We start from the raw sequence: 17,342 nt of genomic DNA, 5'->3' as shown, positions 1-17,342 counted from the left end.
ATACTAGAACCTTTGCAGGTTAAAGCCGAATATTGTCATCTTACTCAAATCATTCCGTTCTTACCCAAACTGTCATCTCACCCCGACCGCGATTTGCCCATGCAAAGTAGGGAATGAAGGTTACCTTTACTGACTCTGTCGCTATTTCCTCATTCGCTTTATATAACTGCTCTCCCCAATCGTCGGATTGCACTCTTTGAGCAGATGCCGCTATCGTCAACACGCCTCCCAACAATTCCTCATCAAAAGAAACACTTTGTTCGGATTGCTGCTTCAGCTTAATTTGATGCAAATTAGCCCCGTTATCTGCTTCTTCCAGGCAATATACGATCGGCCCGCGCTGTAAAGCTACTTTGCCAATCGTTTCCCGAACTAATGGATGGCCTTTCATCCAACTAACCAACATCGGAATTTCAAGTTCAATCGTATCCCCTAACTGCCACTTTCGCTGGATATAGGCAAAACCATCGACAAGCGAATCCTCCCATTGCCAAAGTTCACCATTGACCCGAATGACTGCCCCCGTGCTCCAGCCCGGTATTCGCAATGCTAATGTGAATTCCAGTTCCTGCTCTGTCGAAATTTCAAAGCGGACATTACCTGTCCATGGAAATTGCGATTGCTGAGTTAGCTGTACTTTCTGACCGTCAATTTCAAAAAACATCTCACTGCCTACATACAAGTGCGCATAGATCGTGCGGTCTTTCATTGTATACATGTAGCGACCCAGCGAAGCCAGAAGTCTCGCTATATTGGGTGGACAACATGCGCATCCGAACCAACCTTGCCGCTCGGGCTTTACATGGCTGAGTCCTTTATTTTTATCGGAAGCTTCCGGCCAAACCTCAAGCGGGTTGACATAAAAGAAATGTTTTCCATCACGAGAAATACTGCTGATTACTGTGTTATACAGCGCCTGCTCCATGACATCAGCATACTCTCCCTTGGCTTCAATTTGCAGCATCCGATGGGCGAAAAATATTAATCCAATCGAAGCGCAAGTTTCAGCATAAGCCGTATCGTTCGGTAAATCATAATCAAGCGAGAATGACTCTCCGTGCCCCATTGACCCAATAGCCCCCGTTATGTACATCCGTTTCGATACGATATTGTTCCATAGTTCCCGACAAGCCTTCAGCAGCTCCAAATCGCCGGTTTCGGCTGCCACATCCGCCATTCCAGAACACATATAAACCGAACGTACCGCATGGCCTTCAGCCGATACCTGATCGCGCACTGGCAAATGCGCTTGACTGTAAGAACGGTCAAAGACCATATCCAGCATGGGGAAATGCTTCGTTTGGTTACGGCGTCTATACTCCATCTCATAGAAGCTAGGATCTTTCCCACGTTCATCTAGAAAAAATTGGCTTAACAGCAAATACTTCTGATCACCGGTTACATGATAGAGTTTGACAAGTGCCAGTTCAATTTCTTGATGACCATCATATCCCTGAATTTTCCCTTCACCTGGACCAAACACCGAATCGATACAGTCAGCTAAGCGACAGGCCACATCCAAAATTCTACTTTTCCCTGTTGCATCGTAATAAGCTACCGCTGCCTCTATCATGTGTCCTGCACAATACAATTCATGACATTCCGCTAGATTGCTCCACTTCATTTTTGGCTCTTTTAATGTAAAGTACGTGTTTAGGTAGCCATCCTCTTGCTGCGCTCTGGCAATGGTTTCGATCACCTCATCCGCCACGCACTCCAAGTCAGGATCCTGCCCGGTTTCTAGCAAATAACTGACCGCTTCGAGCCATTTAGCGACATCACTATCTTGGAATACCATGCCGTAAAACTCACCTTGCTCTAGTCCTCCAGCAATTTTAAAATTGCGGATCGCGTGACTGGGCTCGGCACCCTCAACACGGTCATTCAACGCTTCCCATTGATAGGGGACAACGATATTTCGAACCAGTTGAATATATCCAGACCAAAAGTCATCAACAATGTTTATTTGTTTGAGTGGCAGCGGTCTAGAGATTACTAATTTCCCCATATTAGGTAGCACCTTCTTTCGAATCATCCATATTGGGTTTCTCTTTATTTTTAATATTACATGGAGTACGATAGAATGAATACGGCCGTTTACAACCAGTTTTTTAAAAATTGCAACCTTGAAAGGGGATACAAAATTGGAAACTAACAGCTCCGAATTTTCAATTCTCCACTTTATTTCACCACCCGTACCTTATTTTATCGATTGTGGTCGAGCTTTTTATCGCGAAGGAGAGCGGCATATTAGCCGGAACAGTATTGGTGTATTTGATTTTATTATGGTGAAAAAAGGGAGTTTGCATTTGGGTGAAGGAAGCCATGAATGGGTCATTCAGCCAGGAGAAGCTTTTATTCTGAGGCCGGATTCCAACCATTACGGAACTGCACCTTGTTTAAGCGACACAGAGATCATTTGGATACATTTTCATACGTTTGGCTCATGGGAAGAATGCAGCAGCATGAATCAATGTATGGACAACCAAGCTGCACTTATCAATAATCACAAAAAGACCGCATATCTAAATCACAGCGAGGTTTGTTCCATATATCTCCCAAAATATAAAAGACTTTCGCAAAAATCACTTGATATATTGGAACAATTTTTCGAGTTGGATAATGAGCCTCGCTCTTTGCGAAATTGGAAGAAACAAGCTACTTTCCAGCTTTTCATACAGCATTTGGATCAAGAACTCGCATCAAAAACCGACTCAACTGCTATCCAGTTAGCCGAGAAAATAGAACTATTTATTCGACAAAACTATACAACAAAAATAACCAACTCCCTCATGCAAAAAGAGTTGAACTACCATCCCAATTATTTGGCCAAATGTATGCTTAAAGTCTACGGCATGACACCGATGGATTATTTGCTTCAGTATCGGATCGAACAGGCCAAAAAACTATTGATTCAAACGGAATGGTCGATGTCCCGCATTGCCGAGGAAGTCGGTTTTATGCATGCCACTTATTTTTCATCTTGCTTTTCTACGCATGAAGACATTTCTCCACTTAATTTTCGAAAAAAATTTATTGGGCAACCGCAGTAAGTTTGACCATACATAGGCTGTACCTTTCGGAGTTCTTTTGGGTACAGCCTTTTTATTTTGGTCGCAAGTTGCCCTCATTATTTGTGTATTTCCCATAACTCTTCAGATCTTATAAAGTCCCTATACCAGATAATAGTCTCTTAAGTACGACTACCGCTTCTGCCCTGTTTGCATGCTCCTGAGGAGAAAACTCGTGATCTGTTCTGCCGTTCATCAATCCCGACCCAACAGCAAGGTTAACCATATTTTTCGCCCAATCGCTCACTGCATTCTCATCATTGAAATGAATCGATGAGTTAACAATCATGTCATCCAATTTAGTTCCTGTTGCCTGCGACTTTGCTCTCATCAGCATCGCTGTCATTTCCTCGCGAGTAATATCCGCCTCAGGCGCGAACTCATTTTCGGAAACGCCGTTGATAATACCTGCCGCATAAACTTTCTTCACCGTTTTCTCATACCATGAGCCAGTTGCAACGTCCGTGAACGGATTTTTGTCGTCGCCCTCCTTCAGGTTTAGTACTTTGGAAAGTAAGGTTGCAAATTGTGCCCTAGTTACATTGGTGTCTGGTGCGAAATGATCGTCATCCATACCATCTACAATATTTTTATCTACCATCTTCATGATATCCGATTTGGCCCAATGTCCTACAAGATCACTGAAAATTTTGGTGAATTTCGCAGATTCATTCAATAAATAAGCTTGATTTTTCATATTGTGATCTACTATTTTCAGAGAGGTCCATTTTATGTCCGTTGACCCTACTTTTTTTGCCTTAAAGGTGATTGTACCTATTTCTAGATCTCCTTTTTCGCCATCCGTATTTCCTATTTTTGTATGAGCAACCGTAACTTGATTGTCCTTAACGAAAGGAGAAACGGAGAATCCTTCTATTTTCGTATCAGCTTTGACAACCTCAAGCTTGCTTGTATCGAAGCTTAATTTCGCTTCATACGCAAATAAATCTTGAATATTCTGTCCTTTTAAACTGACAGTAAATTCGCCGGAATCTGATTCGGTATCTGAAATAGTCATTACAAATTTGGAAGCCTCCTCCGCATACGTAGGAGTTAATAATACAAAAGAACAACATAAATTACAGACTAATGTAACAAGAATTGTTTTACGTTTCACAATGACTCATCCTCTCCTATGTGGAAGGAGTAGTTTACTACTCTTTCCATAATTTACAAATTTGCTTCAAGACATCCGTGCGAAATCGTTGTTGATAGTACTTGTACTATTAGATACAATGCGTATCATTAGTACGATATGTAACTTATAACATATGATACATTTTGTATCCTGTAAAGTCAACCATTTTGTATCCTCTTCCAAATGGGGAGGATTACGAGTATTCGAGACTTGAACCCTAGAGATATCGCCCATGCTGGGCGCACAAAAATTGGAAAGGTACAGTAACCCTATCCTTTTATATTTACTAAATTATTTTCGCCGTAACAAATTTAGGCAACTCGATAACTATGGACCAAATGAACAAGGCGAAAACCGGTAAAGCCTATTCGCTTCGCTTCCGCCCGTATACTTCTCCCCGTCTCCATAACTCCGTATATCAGCTACTCACTCTCATTTTTATCCCCTTCCCAATTGACATTAATTTTCAGGGATGATATAAAGTTAGTGTATAGCACTCACAGTGTGCGAGTGCTAATTATTAAACCTGTTACATATTCGAAAGGAGATCTATCCGTGGAAAAGAAACAGTTTCAAGCCGAATCCAAGCGTCTTTTGGAAATGATGATCAATTCGATTTACACACAACGCGAGATCTTTCTAAGAGAGCTTATCTCCAACTCCAGCGATGCGATTGACAAAATTTATTACAAAGCGCTAACAGACGACTCGCTCGTTTTTGACAAAGATAGTTATTTCATCAAAATTACTGCCGATAAAGAAAATCGCATATTAACGATTCGTGATACGGGTATCGGGATGACCAAGGAAGATCTTGAGAACAACTTGGGGATTATCGCGAAGAGCGGATCGCTTGCTTTTAAGAAAGAGAACGAAAGCAAAGAAGGACACAACATTATCGGTCAATTCGGGGTAGGCTTCTATTCCGCATTCATGGTCGCTGACCACATTGCTGTAACAAGTAGAGCACTTGGCAGTGAMACTGCATACAAATGGGAATCCGATGGCGCAGACGGTTACACGATTGCTCCAGCAGAGAAGGATTCCGTAGGTACGGAAATTGTCCTCACCATCAAACCGAATACCGAAGATGATAACTACGACGAATATTTGGACGAGTATCGCCTTAAAGCGATCATCAAGAAATATTCCGATTTCATCCGTTACCCGATTAAAATGGACATTACCGGCAAGCGTTTGAAAGAAGGCAGCGAGAGCGAATTCGAGGACTATCAAGAAGAGCAGCATGTGAACAGCATGGTGCCGATCTGGAGAAAGAACAAAAGCGAGCTCACACCTGAGGATTACGAGAAGTTCTACCATGAGAAGCACTACGGCTTCGACAAGCCGCTTAAGCATATTCACGTAAGTGCAGATGGCGCGGTGGTATACCAAGCGATCCTCTTTATCCCTGAAAACATGCCTTATGACTACTATTCCAAAGAATACGAGAAAGGCTTGGAGCTTTACGCGAACGGCGTTCTCATTATGAATAAATGTGCGGATCTGCTTCCTGACTATTTCAGCTTCGTCAAAGGGATGGTCGATTCCGAAAGCTTATCACTCAACATTTCCAGAGAGATGCTGCAGCATGATCGTCAGCTCAAATTAATTGCTAAGAACATTTCTAGCAAAATTAAAGGCTCACTACAAAGCCTCCTGAAGGATGAGAGAGAGAAATACGAGCAATTCTACAAATCCTTCGGCAGACAGCTTAAATTCGGCGTATACAGCGACTACGGCACGCATAAAGAGCTTCTGCAGGATCTATTGATGTTCTCATCCTCCAAGGAGAAAAAGCTCGTTACATTGGACGAGTATGTCTCAAGAATGCCAGAAGACCAGAAGTACATTTACTATGCTTCCGGTGAATCGATGGAAAGAATCGATAAGCTTCCGCAAACCGAGCTTGTGACGGATAAAGGGTACGAAATCCTTTACTTCACGGATGACATTGATGAGTTCGCAATTAAAATGATTATGACCTACAAAGAGAAGGAATTTAGATCTGTTTCGAGCGGAGATTTGGGTATTGATATCGAGGATAACCAAAACGATTCCGAGTCTGACAAAAAGGAAAACCAAGATCTATTCGACTACATGAATGGCTTATTAGCTGGCAAAGTGTCGAGCGTTAAAGCTTCCAAGCGCTTGAGAAAGCATCCTGTCTGCTTATCCACAGATGGCGATGTCACCATCGAGATGGAAAAAATCTTGAACGCAATGCCGAACAACCCGAACGTGAAAGCCGAGAAGGTACTGGAAATCAACGTCAACCACGATGTTTTCGCTTCCTTGAAGGATGCTTTCGAGAAAGATAAAGAGAAGTTAAACCTCTATACAGCGCTCTTGTACAATCAAGCTCTCCTGATCGAAGGCTTGCCGCTGCAGGATCCAGTTGAATTTACGAATGACATTTGCAAAATAATGGTTTAATTTTGTTCATTCAAGCACTGCAACTTTATGGTTGCGGTGCTTTCTTATTTCCGTTAGGTAGGATCCGAAGGGGATACAGGCTCAATTTCGACATATGCGTGAATAGCTTCTGGACGAGAATAGACATAAGCGATTAAGCGATCTTGATCAATGCCTAACGCCAGCGCAACCTTAACAATATCCAATTCTTGAATCATTTTTTTGGATTCTGGGCTATTGACGGACATATGTTTCAACCATCCTTCGAATTAATGTAATTAATAGCAAGTCAAACCTAACCTGTGATATAGTTTTCATAAAAGCGATTGTCGGTATGAAAAGGGCAAACCCATTGAAAAGTGGTGACGCAAAGCTAAAGGGACTACATTGGTATTTCTATCTACAGACCCATATGTCAGCCAGCTACCACCTCCATCCGATCATTGCAGTTCGACAAAGGAGGAAACCCGAATCGTGAATAAAATAATGATTGACGGCAATATGAGCTTAGATGTGAAGCAATTAATCGATAATTTACATCTCCCAGAAAGTGATATTTTGGACATGTTCTCCTTTTCATTTGGTGGCAATGTATTAACACCTGAGGAAGCCATCCGGTTTATTCAGTTTCTTCGAAGTGAACTGGACAATCGTACTCAATAAACGAATTATGCCTTATCGCATTCAAAAATACAGTCGGTTGATGTCAATAGATTATTTTTTTTTCAAAAGCTCATGAGGTGGCGTATTTATTGACTTCTCCGTCATGAAGCAGCAAAAGACAGCGGGATCACCGCTGTCTTTTTTTTATTTTTTGTCACATTTCGAAAAAAAACAAATCAATTTGTGTCATCATCTGAATTCCCAAGCAATTTTAAAACAAATAAAGCCACTTCACCTCCTGATAAATTCACGAGGCGAAGCGACTTTTGCATATAAAAATGCGCTACTTATTTATCTCGGAGTAGCCCGACGTCATGCTTTCCCAATATTTGCGTTAACTCCTTCAAAAACATGTTGATGTCCTTGAACTGCCTGTATACAGAGGCGAAACGAATGTAGGCCACTTCATCGACGGGGTACAATTGCTCCATAACAATTTCACCAATGCCTAGGCTATCGACTTCGGCATGAGCCGTAGTACGAAGCTGCATTTCGACTTCGGAGACGAGCATTTCTAGCCGCTCCATCGAAACCGGTCTTTTTTCACAAGCGCGAATTAAGCCCCGTAAAATTTTCTCACGACTAAATTCTTCCCGACTTCCATCTTTTTTAATCACAATTAAGGGCGTTTCTTCTACCATTTCAAAAGTCGTGAATCTTCGCGCGCATTTCTCACATTCACGACGCCGACGAATGGATTTATTCTCATTGGCAGACCTCGAATCAAGCACTTTCGTACCGGAATGGTCACAGAACGGGCATTTCATTCGCTTTCCTCTCCTTTCTCTGTTGGAAATTTCTTTACCAGATGTTACATGTCTTGAAATTTGAAGTACTGCACACAATAGATTTACCAACCGACAAGGAGGTGAACAGACATGAGTTCAAACAATACTTTAGTCGTTCCACAAGCTAATGCAGCCTTGGATCAGTTGAAATACGAAGTAGCTCAAGAGCTTGGTATTGCTATCCCACAAGATGGCTATATGGGCAACATGACTTCTCGTGACGCTGGCTCTATTGGTGGTAGCATTACTCGTCGCCTGGTACAAATCGCAGAACAATCTCTAGCAGGTCAATTCAAGTAATCTTGAAATAACCAGGCTTTAGATTCTGCACCACAGGAAGTATTGGACTTTACGCTCCATTAGGAGCTAGTCCAATGCTTCTTTGTTTTATTCGGCTAGACTAGATTAGACTAGGCAGCTGCATCATGCCATTGCTCTGTGTAAAGCTTGGTATACTTCTCATAGTAATAAAGGACGCGTTGCACATAATGACGGGTTTCACCAAACGGAATATCACGGATATTCGATTCCGTTCCGTCCCATACGCCATTATTTTTCCATTTATTCACATTACCTTGACCTGCATTATACGCTGCTATCGCGTAGACTAAATTCCCATTATAATGCTTGATCAACCAATTTACATACCATGACCCTAAATAAATATTAATATCCACGCGAAGTAAATCTTCTTGCGTATGAGGCCCTAAATTTGAAGATTCCACAATCCAATCGGCGGTGTCAGGCATAAGCTGCATGAGCCCTAAGGCACCTTTTCTCGATTCTAAATGATATTGATAATTCGTTTCCACCCGAATAATGGCTGCAATCAGAAACGGATCTATATTGTGTTTCGCCGCGCTTTGCTTAATCTCCTGCTGAAAGTAGATGGGGTATAGCTTTCTACCTATAATTGCGCTATTCATGAAGAGAATCATGACAAAAACAATAAGCAGAAGAGCAAACATTCGCTTTTTCCGAAAGAACATCATGTTAATCCCTTCCCTACCCAAAACCGCTCTACCCTCATGTTGGTTTCTTCCCAAGTCCCGCTATTATCAATGACGATATCCGCTAGCTTGCGTTTCTCCTCAATCGACATCTGGGCATCAAGCCGAAGCTGTGCGGTCTCTTCTGACAAGCCATCTCGCTGCATCAGTCGTTCCAACTGCAAGTGGCGCGGAATATAAACAACCATGATCTCCTGAAACATCGAGACCAAATTCGATTCTATAAGTAAAGGAACATCAACCACAACAAGCTTGGCGGGATAGTCCTGTTCATACGATGCCATTTGTTCACGCATCCTTGCGCGAATCGGGGGATGAAGCAACCCCTCCAGCTGCTTTCGCGCTTCAGGAGATCCAAAGATGATTTCACCAAGCTTCTTGCGTTGCAGTGATCCATCCGTTCCAATCACAGCTTGTCCAAAATGTGCGGCAACCTGTTCAAGAACAGGGCTGCCAGGCTCGACAACATCACGAGCAATCTGATCGGCATCGATTAAAAGGGCGCCACGGCTGACGAGCATACGGCTAACCGTACTTTTTCCACAGGCAATACCGCCTGTTAAGCCGATATTCATAAGCTCTTCTCTCCTAAAAGTTCATTGATAGTGAACTATAGCATTTTCAAAAGTCCCATGACAATAAGCACACATCCTGGAAGGATAGACAGCTTCTTCATCCAGGTCATCTCGGCATACCGGAAACCAATCCGCAAGCCAACAGCAAGTAAGGATCCGCTTGAAATGGAAATGACAGAAGCCGTTAATAAAGGCACGAAGCCGATGAGGGCAGCACCGATTCCCGCTCCGAAGGCATCCAATGACAGCGCTAAGCCGAGCAAAGTAGCCTCAGAGGCTGAAATATTTCCTGACTTGTCAACATCCGCAATGGAAGGCGTTCGTAATATTTGAATCACCAGACCAAAGCGTTTCAGTTCAATATTGAGGATCTCTTTCGTTCGCTGTAAGGTGTCAAAGGTCACGGGCTCCACATAACCTGAATTTCGAATATCCGAGTAAGGCATACTGCTGACGACAGCTTGATCAAGAGAAGCAGCTGCTTGGTCTTGTTGCGCTTGGTTTTTCTGCCCTTGTCTCATTTGAATAAGAGCCCAAACACCAATACCGATTAAAATCAAGGCGCCAATTCGTTTCGCAAACGAGGGGGACATGAAGGAAGACATCAGAACGCCGATCTGCATCGAAGTGAAAATGATGATACCAGACCAAAGCGATATTATCCCAATAGAGACAAGCGGTATTCGGATTTTGCGTAACCCATACATCACACCAACACCGAAACCGTCCAGAGAAACCGCAAATGCCAAAATGAGCAGAGAAATGACAGGGAGCATACAAACCCTCCTAAGCGTTTTACCTAAAAACGAGCTCTGCGAGCTAGTTATCTAGGCTAAGTACTCCATATCATATGGGGAGGGTGTGTTACAGGTGCCTATTTCTCAGACTTCTTTCGTGACCGCTTGGGCTTTAAAGGTTGACAAGTGAGACAAATGTGCGTCCCTCTGCCTCCCACTACTGTTTTCACAATTTCATTTCCACAAGCTTTGCAGGGCTGTGACTGTCTGCCATAAATGTTCAATTGGTGTTGGAATAGGCCGATTTCACCTTGTCCATTCACATACGATTTAATCGATGAGCCGCCTACCTCAACTGAATCTTGGAGGGTACGAATTATCGACTCGTGCAACAATTCAAGCTCCTTTTTGCTCAGCGATGACGCTTCCCGTTCGGGATGGATGCCCGCTAAGAAGAGAGACTCATCTACATAAATATTCCCAATGCCCACGATATATGCTTGATTGAGCAGCAGGGGCTTTATCTTCGTTGAACGATGGGCAATCACCCTCTGAAAGACTTCGAGGGTGAACGCCTCATCCAATGGCTCAAGACCGAGCTTTACCAGCGGAGGCTGCGTAAGCTCATCACCCTTAGGGAACAGATGCATCGTTCCGAATTGCCGCACATCCTTGTATCTCAGCTCACTCTCATCCGTAAAACGAAACAACACGTGCGTGTGCGGCTCAAGCGGATCATCGCCTGCATACAAGCCATATCGGCCTTCCATGCGCAAATGGGAAACCATCACGTAGTCCGTGAGCACGAAGCGAAGAAACTTGCCTCTTCGTTCTATTGTTTCAACCGTTTGCCCTTGCAGCAGCGTCTCGAACTGCTGAATATCGTCAGGCTTTTGAATAATACGAGGTAGCCTGACCTGAACATGGGCGATCGTTTTCCCAGTAATTAACTCGTTTAATGTTCTTTTGACGGTTTCGACCTCGGGTAGTTCAGGCAAGGTATTCACCTCCTTCTAGATGTTGAGTATGGCTCACGCAGCTGGAGTCACAATTACTTCGCATCATACCAAGTAAGTCCGAAATCCACGTCTGCACGTAAAGGAACGTCCAGCGTAAGCGCTGCGGCCATGACTTCAGGCACGAGCTGACGCATCGTTTCCAGCTCATCAGCTGGCACTTCAAACACGAGCTCATCGTGTACTTGAAGCAGCATGCGGCTCTTCAGCCCTTCTTTCGCTAATCTCTCCGCCATTTGAACCATGGCAAGCTTGATGATGTCCGCGGCTGTCCCTTGAATCGGTGTGTTCATCGCCGTACGCTCAGCGAAAGAACGAATGTTAAAGTTGGAATGCGTAATTTCTGGCAATAGACGACGACGCTGCAGCAAGGTTGTGACATAGCCATCCCTGCGTGCATCTTTCACGATGTCGTCCATATATCTACGAACGCCTTGGAACACTGCAAAATACTGTTCAATGAACTGAGCGGCTTCCCTGCGGGTAATATCTAAGTTCTGTGATAAACCATAATCGCTGATGCCGTAAACGATACCGAAGTTAACGGCTTTCGCTTGACGGCGCATATTGCTGTCAACCGCGCTTTCCTCTACGCCGAAGACGTCCATCGCTGTCTTCGTGTGAATGTCCATATTCTGAAGGAACGCTTCCTTCAGCTTCTCATCCTGCGAGATGTGCGCCAGCACACGCAGCTCGATCTGCGAGTAATCCGCAGCAAGCATGTACCATCCAGGCTCGGATGGAACGAAAACCTTGCGGATCTTACGGCCCTCCTCCAGACGAATCGGAATGTTCTGGAGATTCGGGAACTGGCTGCTGAGACGTCCCGTCGCGGCAATCGTCTGCCGGTAATAGGTGTGCACCTTACCGGTCTCAGGCCGCACCTCTTTGAGCAGCCCCTCGACGTACGTCGACTGCAGCTTCGCTAGCGAGCGATAGTGCAGGATCTGCCCGACGACTTCGTTGTAGGGCGCAAGACGCTCGAGCACCTCGGCATCCGTCGAATAGCCGGTTTTGGTCTTCTTCGAAGCTGGCAGCCCCAGCTTCTCGAACAGAATCTCACCGAGCTGCTTCGGTGAGTTGATGTTGAACTCGACGCCGGCGAGCTTGTAGATGCTGGACATGATCGTGTCCAGCTGCTTGCCAAGCTCCACGCCGAGCGTTTTAAGCCCTTCGGCATCCACTCTGATGCCGCGCATCTCCATCTCGGCGAGAACGCCTGCGAGAGGCAGCTCAAGCTCGTAGAAGAGGCGATGCATCTCGCCCTTCTCTAATTCATCGCGCAGCACGGGAACCATGCGCGCCATCGCCATCGCTTTGCGACCCAAGTGGTCGCTAAGCGCAGCTAGTTCCGGCAGGCGAAACTTCGCGCCCTTGCCGAACACATCCTCGTCTGCCTTCACGGACGGCAGACCGTACTTCACAGACAGGCCGCTCAAGCTGAGATTCGACTCCGTCGGATCGAGGAGATAAGCGGCCAAAAGCACGTCGAAATCCACCCCTGCAAGGTGGATGCCCTGCCAGGCTAACGCGAGCTGCGCGCGGTGCAGGTCGAAGAGCTGCTTCTTCTTGGAAGCATCGTTGAGCCAATCGCGCAGCGGCTTGCCCGCTTCACTTTGCAGCAGGGCAAACGGGACATAATATGAGGTGTTGCCAGCACCATCATCAATAAACCACACAATGCCAACCATGACGGCTTGATGCGGGTTTTCGCCGACAGCTTCGACATGGATAGCGGCATGGTCGTCCAATTTGGCAATCAGCTCGCCAACATTGGCTTCAGTAACCGCAACGGCTGACAAACTCTCGACTACGAGATCTTCAGCCTCCACAGTAACCGAGCCGAAATCCATCTTCTCCAATAGGGATTTGAACTCCAGCTTCCGAAACATACTGGACAGAGCTTGTCCATCAAAGCCATCATAGCGGAACGAATCCCAAGCTGTTTCCATCGGAACCTCACGGTAGATGGTCGCCAATTCCTTGCTCATGATCGCACTCTTGGCATGCTCTTCCACTTTCTCTTTCATCTTGCCCTTCAGACTTGCTGTATTGGCTAACACTTCTTCAACCGTACCGAAGTCATGAAGCATTTTGAGCGCTGTCTTTTCACCTACGCCGGGAATGCCCGGAATATTATCGGACGTATCGCCCATGAGCCCCTTCAAATCGATAATTTGATTTGGCGTCAGTCCGTATTTTTCCATAATCGCTTCTGGACTGTAGCGATCCATTTCACTGATCCCTTTACGGGTGATCGCAACTGTAACTTGCTCGGAAGCGAGCTGCAGCATATCCTTATCCCCAGATACGAGCAGGACCTTCTCACCATTCGCATCCGCGGCTTTCGTCAACGTACCGATAATATCATCCGCTTCATAGCCGGATAGCTCGAATTGCGGGATTTTGAACGCTTTCAGCAGTTCCTTGATCAAAGGAAATTGTTCAGAGAGCTCCGTCGGCGTTTTCGCACGACCGCCTTTATATTCGGTATATTCTTTATGTCGAAACGTAATTTTCCCCGCATCGAAGGCAACGAGAAAATGGGTTGGCTTTTCTTCTTCAATTAATTTCAGCAGCATCGTTGTAAATCCGTATACCGCATTGGTATGTAAACCGCTTGAATTGCTGAGCAGCGGCAACGCATAGAAGGCACGAAACGCAATTGAGTTCCCATCAATAATTATAAGCTTATCCATAAGTTCCACCCCAATTTTAGACATACTTTCTTCATCATAGCATACGAAATTAAAATAAAAAAACGGTTCGCTACATAAACATCTAAGGAGACATAATAAACGACTACACTGCCCATCTTGGGCAGGAGCGTTTATCAGAAATAGTAGCCAATTTATCCGATTCAACATATAAATTCTACTATTTGTAAGTTTGGATGGTCCGGTCTTCAGAAGGAGGTTCTCCGTATGAGTCCTTTTTTCTCACCCACACGTAAAAAGGTTATATTTTTTGATATGAATAATACGATCTTAGATCGCAGACAATGCTTCGATTCCGCTTTTCTTGAGGTTATGCAGGATTTCACGGCAAGGTGGGAAACAGAGGATACGAAATTGACCGCGCAAGAGGCATTGCTTAGCTATAAATCCGAATGGAGCCGTCATCGAAAAACACCGATCCGAAGCCCCATCTCGCCCGACGAGCTGCGGCATATTTGTTTAGTCAAAGCGCTCCACCCGTTTCCTATCCAGGTAAATACGACTTTTACACGAACTTTTTTCAATCAAGTAGAAGAACGGGAGGATAATTTCGTCGCCTTATTCCCGGGGGTAGAAGATACGTTAGAAGCGCTGTCTCGCCAATATAAGCTGGCTATCATTAGTAACGGTAATCGGAAACGTCTACAGCGCAATTTGGAAAAAATGAAGCTGACCTCGTGGTTTGATCAGGAGCGTCTGTTTACTACGGAGAATGATGGACCGCGCAAACCGCATCCAGCGATTTTTGAGCAAGCCCTTAAATCGATGAGCACAGCTGCGGGCCAAAGTGTGATGGTCGGAAACTCGTGGCGTAACGATGTGGTAGGCGCAGCTTCAACGGGGATGGACGCGGTCTGGATACATCCAGCGAATATTAAGAAAATATCGGAGAGGCGAATCGGGAAGCAGAAAGTCATCATTGTTCGTTCGTTCAAACAGTTGATCTACACGTTTTGATTTTTGAATTGGACTATATAAGCACTAACCTATCGCTTGAAAAAAATATATACTGCCTTGATGCGCCTTCGCATGCTTCTTCAACTGGGCGGCTGTTTGCGAAATGTGCTCAAGTGCAATGGGGGACTCACTGCTGCATATGACTAACGACAGCGAAAGCGTGACCCCCTCGCTCTTCACGTGATGACCGCTTCGATCCACCACATGCTCACACTCTTCTCCCTCGTAAAACAGCCGTACACCCACTTCAAAGCGATTAATAATTTCCTGACATAGCAATTTCGGCGAAAGGCACGTGGATATCGCGATAAAATTCAAGTATCGTTCGGATGGACGCTGTTTCCGCCATTTTCCCATTACTCGTGATAATGACAAGATCGTAAAGAAACAGATGAAATACGCTGTTCTTCTATCAGTTTCTGGAACTCTACTAATACACTGACTGATCTTCCATGTCCATCATCCCTCATCTATTTCAGCTTGAACCTCCAGTCTAACAAACCAAATGATAGGCTTGATTAACCTTATGTAAAATGTATGTAAAGACTTTCAAGAAAAAAGAGGGAATTGCACTTTTTCCTCGAAAAGATGTGTATGGATTGTTAGGTGCGTACAGCAGATCTCGTGCGGAAAGGAAAATTGATGGAACAACAAGTAAAAATCTTGGCGGTAGATGATCGCTATGAAAACTTGCTGGCGCTGAATAGTATTCTGGCGTCTTCTTCCTATGACGTTATTTCTTTACAATCAGGGGAGGAAGCACTTCGATATTTATTAAAAGAGCCCGCCGATCATATCGCGGTCATTTTGATGGATGTGCAGATGCCAGGGCTCAGCGGCTTTGAAACCGTAGAACTCATTAAGCAACGTAAAGCTTGTCAGGATATCCCCATCATTTTCTTAACTGCCCTCAGTACCTCGATTGAACATGTATTGCGAGGCTATCATGTGGGATCAATTGATTATTTATTTAAGCCTGTCCATCCCAAAATGCTTCGCATGAAAGTGGATGGATTCGTGAATATGCATCTGAACCATCAGAAGCTGAAGGCTCAGAGTGAGCTTTTACATAAACGCACCCTGGATCTAGAAGAAACGAATCGCAAACTCGCTGAAGCCGAAGCAAAATTAATCGAGCAGAATGTGCTTCTTGAAAATTGGGTCGAAGAGAGAACCTCTGAACTAGTGGATGCTCATGAGAAGCTTATGAATTCCCAAGAGCATTTCAAAAAAATGTTCATCCTTTCACCTTCTTTAATGGCCATCCGTCGTCTTCCAGATCTTACCTATCTCGATGTTAATGAAAGCTGGAAGCAGCACACCGGCTATGGCGACGAAGTTATTGGCACACCATTAAATCTGATGCGTGACGAATTCAACAATGTAACGAAGTATGGAGATATCGTACGGAATGAGAAAGTACGGTATGAAACCAAATCGGGCGAAATTCGAACCGCTCTCCTTTCCACAGAGATCATCGATATTGAGGATGAAAGCTGCTTGCTTCACGTAGCTGTTGATATTACGGAAAGCCTGCGATTTGAAGCCGAGATGGCCCGCTTAGCTCAATTGAATCTTGTTGGGGAAATGGCAGCAGGTATTGCCCATGAGATTCGCAATCCCATGACGACCATTCGCGGCTTCCTGCAATTATTTCAAGAAAATGACCGCCATATGCAAAAACAATATATCCCCATCATGTTAGAAGAATTAGATAGAGCGAATGAGATCATTACGGAATATCTATCTCTCGCCAAAAATAAACAATCCTACCAGCGGCCTGAAAGTATTAATCGGATTATCGAGAGCTTGCTGCCCTTGATACAGGCAGAAGCTGTAATGTCTGGCAAGCACGTCGATGGTCGCTTCGGGTATTGTTCAGACATTCAGCTCGACGATAAAGAAATGCGTCAGCTCATCCTGAACATGTGCATGAATGGACTTGAAGCCATGAGTATTGGCGGTACATTAACGATTCAAACCTACCAGGACCTTGAGCATGTTGTCCTCATGATTGCAGATCAAGGTAGCGGCATTAAGACGGAGCACTTGGAGAAACTAGGACGACCATTCTTTACCACAAAGGATGAAGGAACCGGTCTAGGCTTAGCCATCTGCTACAGCATTGCGGCAAGGCATCAAGCGACCATTGAAGTGAGCTCCTGTACAAAAGGGACAACCTTCTTGATTCGCTTTCCGTTACCTCGAAATTGAGAAAAGGCCGCCTCTTAAGTAGATTGATCTACTTTTGGAGG

General features: G+C 44.7%; 16 protein-coding genes and 1 riboswitch. Of the genes, 6 read left to right on the top strand and 10 right to left on the bottom strand.

The genetic code is table 11. From position 1 onward, the window contains the following. Positions 1–49: 49 nt before the first annotated feature. On the bottom strand, positions 50–2,008 hold the full coding sequence (locus AC1DVJ_RS07590) for a glycoside hydrolase family 127 protein (protein WP_477589605.1): 1,959 nt from the start codon (positions 2,006–2,008) through the stop codon (positions 50–52). Between the two features lie 136 nt (positions 2,009–2,144). On the opposite strand from AC1DVJ_RS07590, the gene AC1DVJ_RS07585 reads away from it, so the two are divergent. After that, positions 2,145–3,053, top strand: a complete 909-nt coding sequence (locus AC1DVJ_RS07585) for an AraC family transcriptional regulator (protein ID WP_477589603.1) — start codon at positions 2,145–2,147, stop codon at positions 3,051–3,053. A 109-nt stretch (positions 3,054–3,162) separates the two neighbouring features. On the opposite strand, the gene AC1DVJ_RS07580 is transcribed toward AC1DVJ_RS07585, so the two are convergent. Beyond that, the gene (locus AC1DVJ_RS07580) at positions 3,163–4,089 is read right to left on the bottom strand and encodes an S-layer homology domain-containing protein (protein WP_477589602.1); all 927 of its coding nucleotides are present in this window, start codon (positions 4,087–4,089) and stop codon (positions 3,163–3,165) included. Positions 4,090–4,764: 675 nt separating this feature from the next. On the opposite strand from AC1DVJ_RS07580, the gene htpG reads away from it, so the two are divergent. Beyond that, positions 4,765–6,645, top strand: a complete 1,881-nt coding sequence (htpG, locus tag AC1DVJ_RS07575) for a molecular chaperone HtpG (RefSeq protein WP_477589600.1) — start codon at positions 4,765–4,767, stop codon at positions 6,643–6,645. A gap of 53 nt (positions 6,646–6,698) precedes the next feature. Here htpG and AC1DVJ_RS07570 read toward each other — a convergent pair whose 3' ends face one another. Continuing rightward, the gene (locus AC1DVJ_RS07570) at positions 6,699–6,872 is read right to left on the bottom strand and encodes a hypothetical protein (protein ID WP_477589599.1); all 174 of its coding nucleotides are present in this window, start codon (positions 6,870–6,872) and stop codon (positions 6,699–6,701) included. A gap of 84 nt (positions 6,873–6,956) precedes the next feature. Further along, a riboswitch (cyclic di-GMP riboswitch) is annotated at positions 6,957–7,055 on the top strand. A 43-nt stretch (positions 7,056–7,098) separates the two neighbouring features. Between AC1DVJ_RS07570 and AC1DVJ_RS07565 the strand changes: the two genes are divergently transcribed. Continuing rightward, positions 7,099–7,287, top strand: a complete 189-nt coding sequence (locus tag AC1DVJ_RS07565; RefSeq protein WP_477589598.1) for a hypothetical protein — start codon at positions 7,099–7,101, stop codon at positions 7,285–7,287. A gap of 287 nt (positions 7,288–7,574) precedes the next feature. Here the strand turns inward: AC1DVJ_RS07565 and nrdR are convergent, their stop codons facing one another. Further along, the gene (nrdR, locus tag AC1DVJ_RS07560) at positions 7,575–8,054 is read right to left on the bottom strand and encodes a transcriptional regulator NrdR (protein ID WP_056616650.1); all 480 of its coding nucleotides are present in this window, start codon (positions 8,052–8,054) and stop codon (positions 7,575–7,577) included. 111 nt (positions 8,055–8,165) lie between these two features. Between nrdR and AC1DVJ_RS07555 the strand changes: the two genes are divergently transcribed. After that, positions 8,166–8,375, top strand: coding sequence for a small, acid-soluble spore protein, alpha/beta type (locus AC1DVJ_RS07555; protein ID WP_477589597.1), 210 nt, complete (start codon positions 8,166–8,168; stop codon positions 8,373–8,375). A gap of 110 nt (positions 8,376–8,485) precedes the next feature. On the opposite strand, the gene AC1DVJ_RS07550 is transcribed toward AC1DVJ_RS07555, so the two are convergent. The 5 genes from AC1DVJ_RS07550 to polA all read right to left on the bottom strand — a co-directional run bounded on the left by AC1DVJ_RS07550 (position 8,486) and on the right by polA (position 14,112). Then, positions 8,486–9,043 carry a lytic transglycosylase domain-containing protein gene (locus AC1DVJ_RS07550; protein ID WP_477589595.1) on the bottom strand — a complete coding sequence of 186 codons (558 nt, stop codon included), beginning with the start codon at positions 9,041–9,043 and terminating at the stop codon, positions 8,486–8,488. Positions 9,044–9,063: 20 nt separating this feature from the next. Beyond that, positions 9,064–9,660 carry a dephospho-CoA kinase gene (coaE, locus tag AC1DVJ_RS07545; protein ID WP_477589594.1) on the bottom strand — a complete coding sequence of 199 codons (597 nt, stop codon included), beginning with the start codon at positions 9,658–9,660 and terminating at the stop codon, positions 9,064–9,066. Positions 9,661–9,695: 35 nt separating this feature from the next. Next, positions 9,696–10,436: an MntP/YtaF family protein gene (locus AC1DVJ_RS07540; protein ID WP_477589593.1), complete on the bottom strand. Its 741-nt coding sequence runs from the start codon at positions 10,434–10,436 to the stop codon at positions 9,696–9,698. A 98-nt stretch (positions 10,437–10,534) separates the two neighbouring features. Further along, complete coding sequence (mutM, locus tag AC1DVJ_RS07535; RefSeq protein ID WP_477589592.1) at positions 10,535–11,395, bottom strand: DNA-formamidopyrimidine glycosylase; 861 nt, start codon at positions 11,393–11,395, stop codon at positions 10,535–10,537. A 53-nt stretch (positions 11,396–11,448) separates the two neighbouring features. Next, complete coding sequence (gene polA, locus AC1DVJ_RS07530) at positions 11,449–14,112, bottom strand: DNA polymerase I (protein ID WP_477589591.1); 2,664 nt, start codon at positions 14,110–14,112, stop codon at positions 11,449–11,451. A 225-nt stretch (positions 14,113–14,337) separates the two neighbouring features. Here polA and AC1DVJ_RS07525 point away from each other — a divergent pair, with 225 nt between their 5' ends. Continuing rightward, positions 14,338–15,087, top strand: coding sequence for an HAD family hydrolase (locus tag AC1DVJ_RS07525; RefSeq protein ID WP_477589589.1), 750 nt, complete (start codon positions 14,338–14,340; stop codon positions 15,085–15,087). 24 nt (positions 15,088–15,111) lie between these two features. Here the strand turns inward: AC1DVJ_RS07525 and AC1DVJ_RS07520 are convergent, their stop codons facing one another. After that, complete coding sequence (locus tag AC1DVJ_RS07520) at positions 15,112–15,444, bottom strand: hypothetical protein (RefSeq protein WP_477589587.1); 333 nt, start codon at positions 15,442–15,444, stop codon at positions 15,112–15,114. A 285-nt stretch (positions 15,445–15,729) separates the two neighbouring features. On the opposite strand from AC1DVJ_RS07520, the gene AC1DVJ_RS07515 reads away from it, so the two are divergent. Beyond that, positions 15,730–17,301 (top strand): response regulator, encoded by a 1,572-nt coding sequence (locus AC1DVJ_RS07515; protein WP_477589585.1) that lies wholly within the window; start codon positions 15,730–15,732, stop codon positions 17,299–17,301. Positions 17,302–17,342 lie beyond the last annotated feature (41 nt).

It is taken from the genome of Paenibacillus sp. P4_A9 (genome assembly GCF_056402415.1).
The sequence above is the reverse complement of the archived record's forward strand: the minus strand, read 5'-3'. Positions and strand labels throughout refer to the sequence as shown.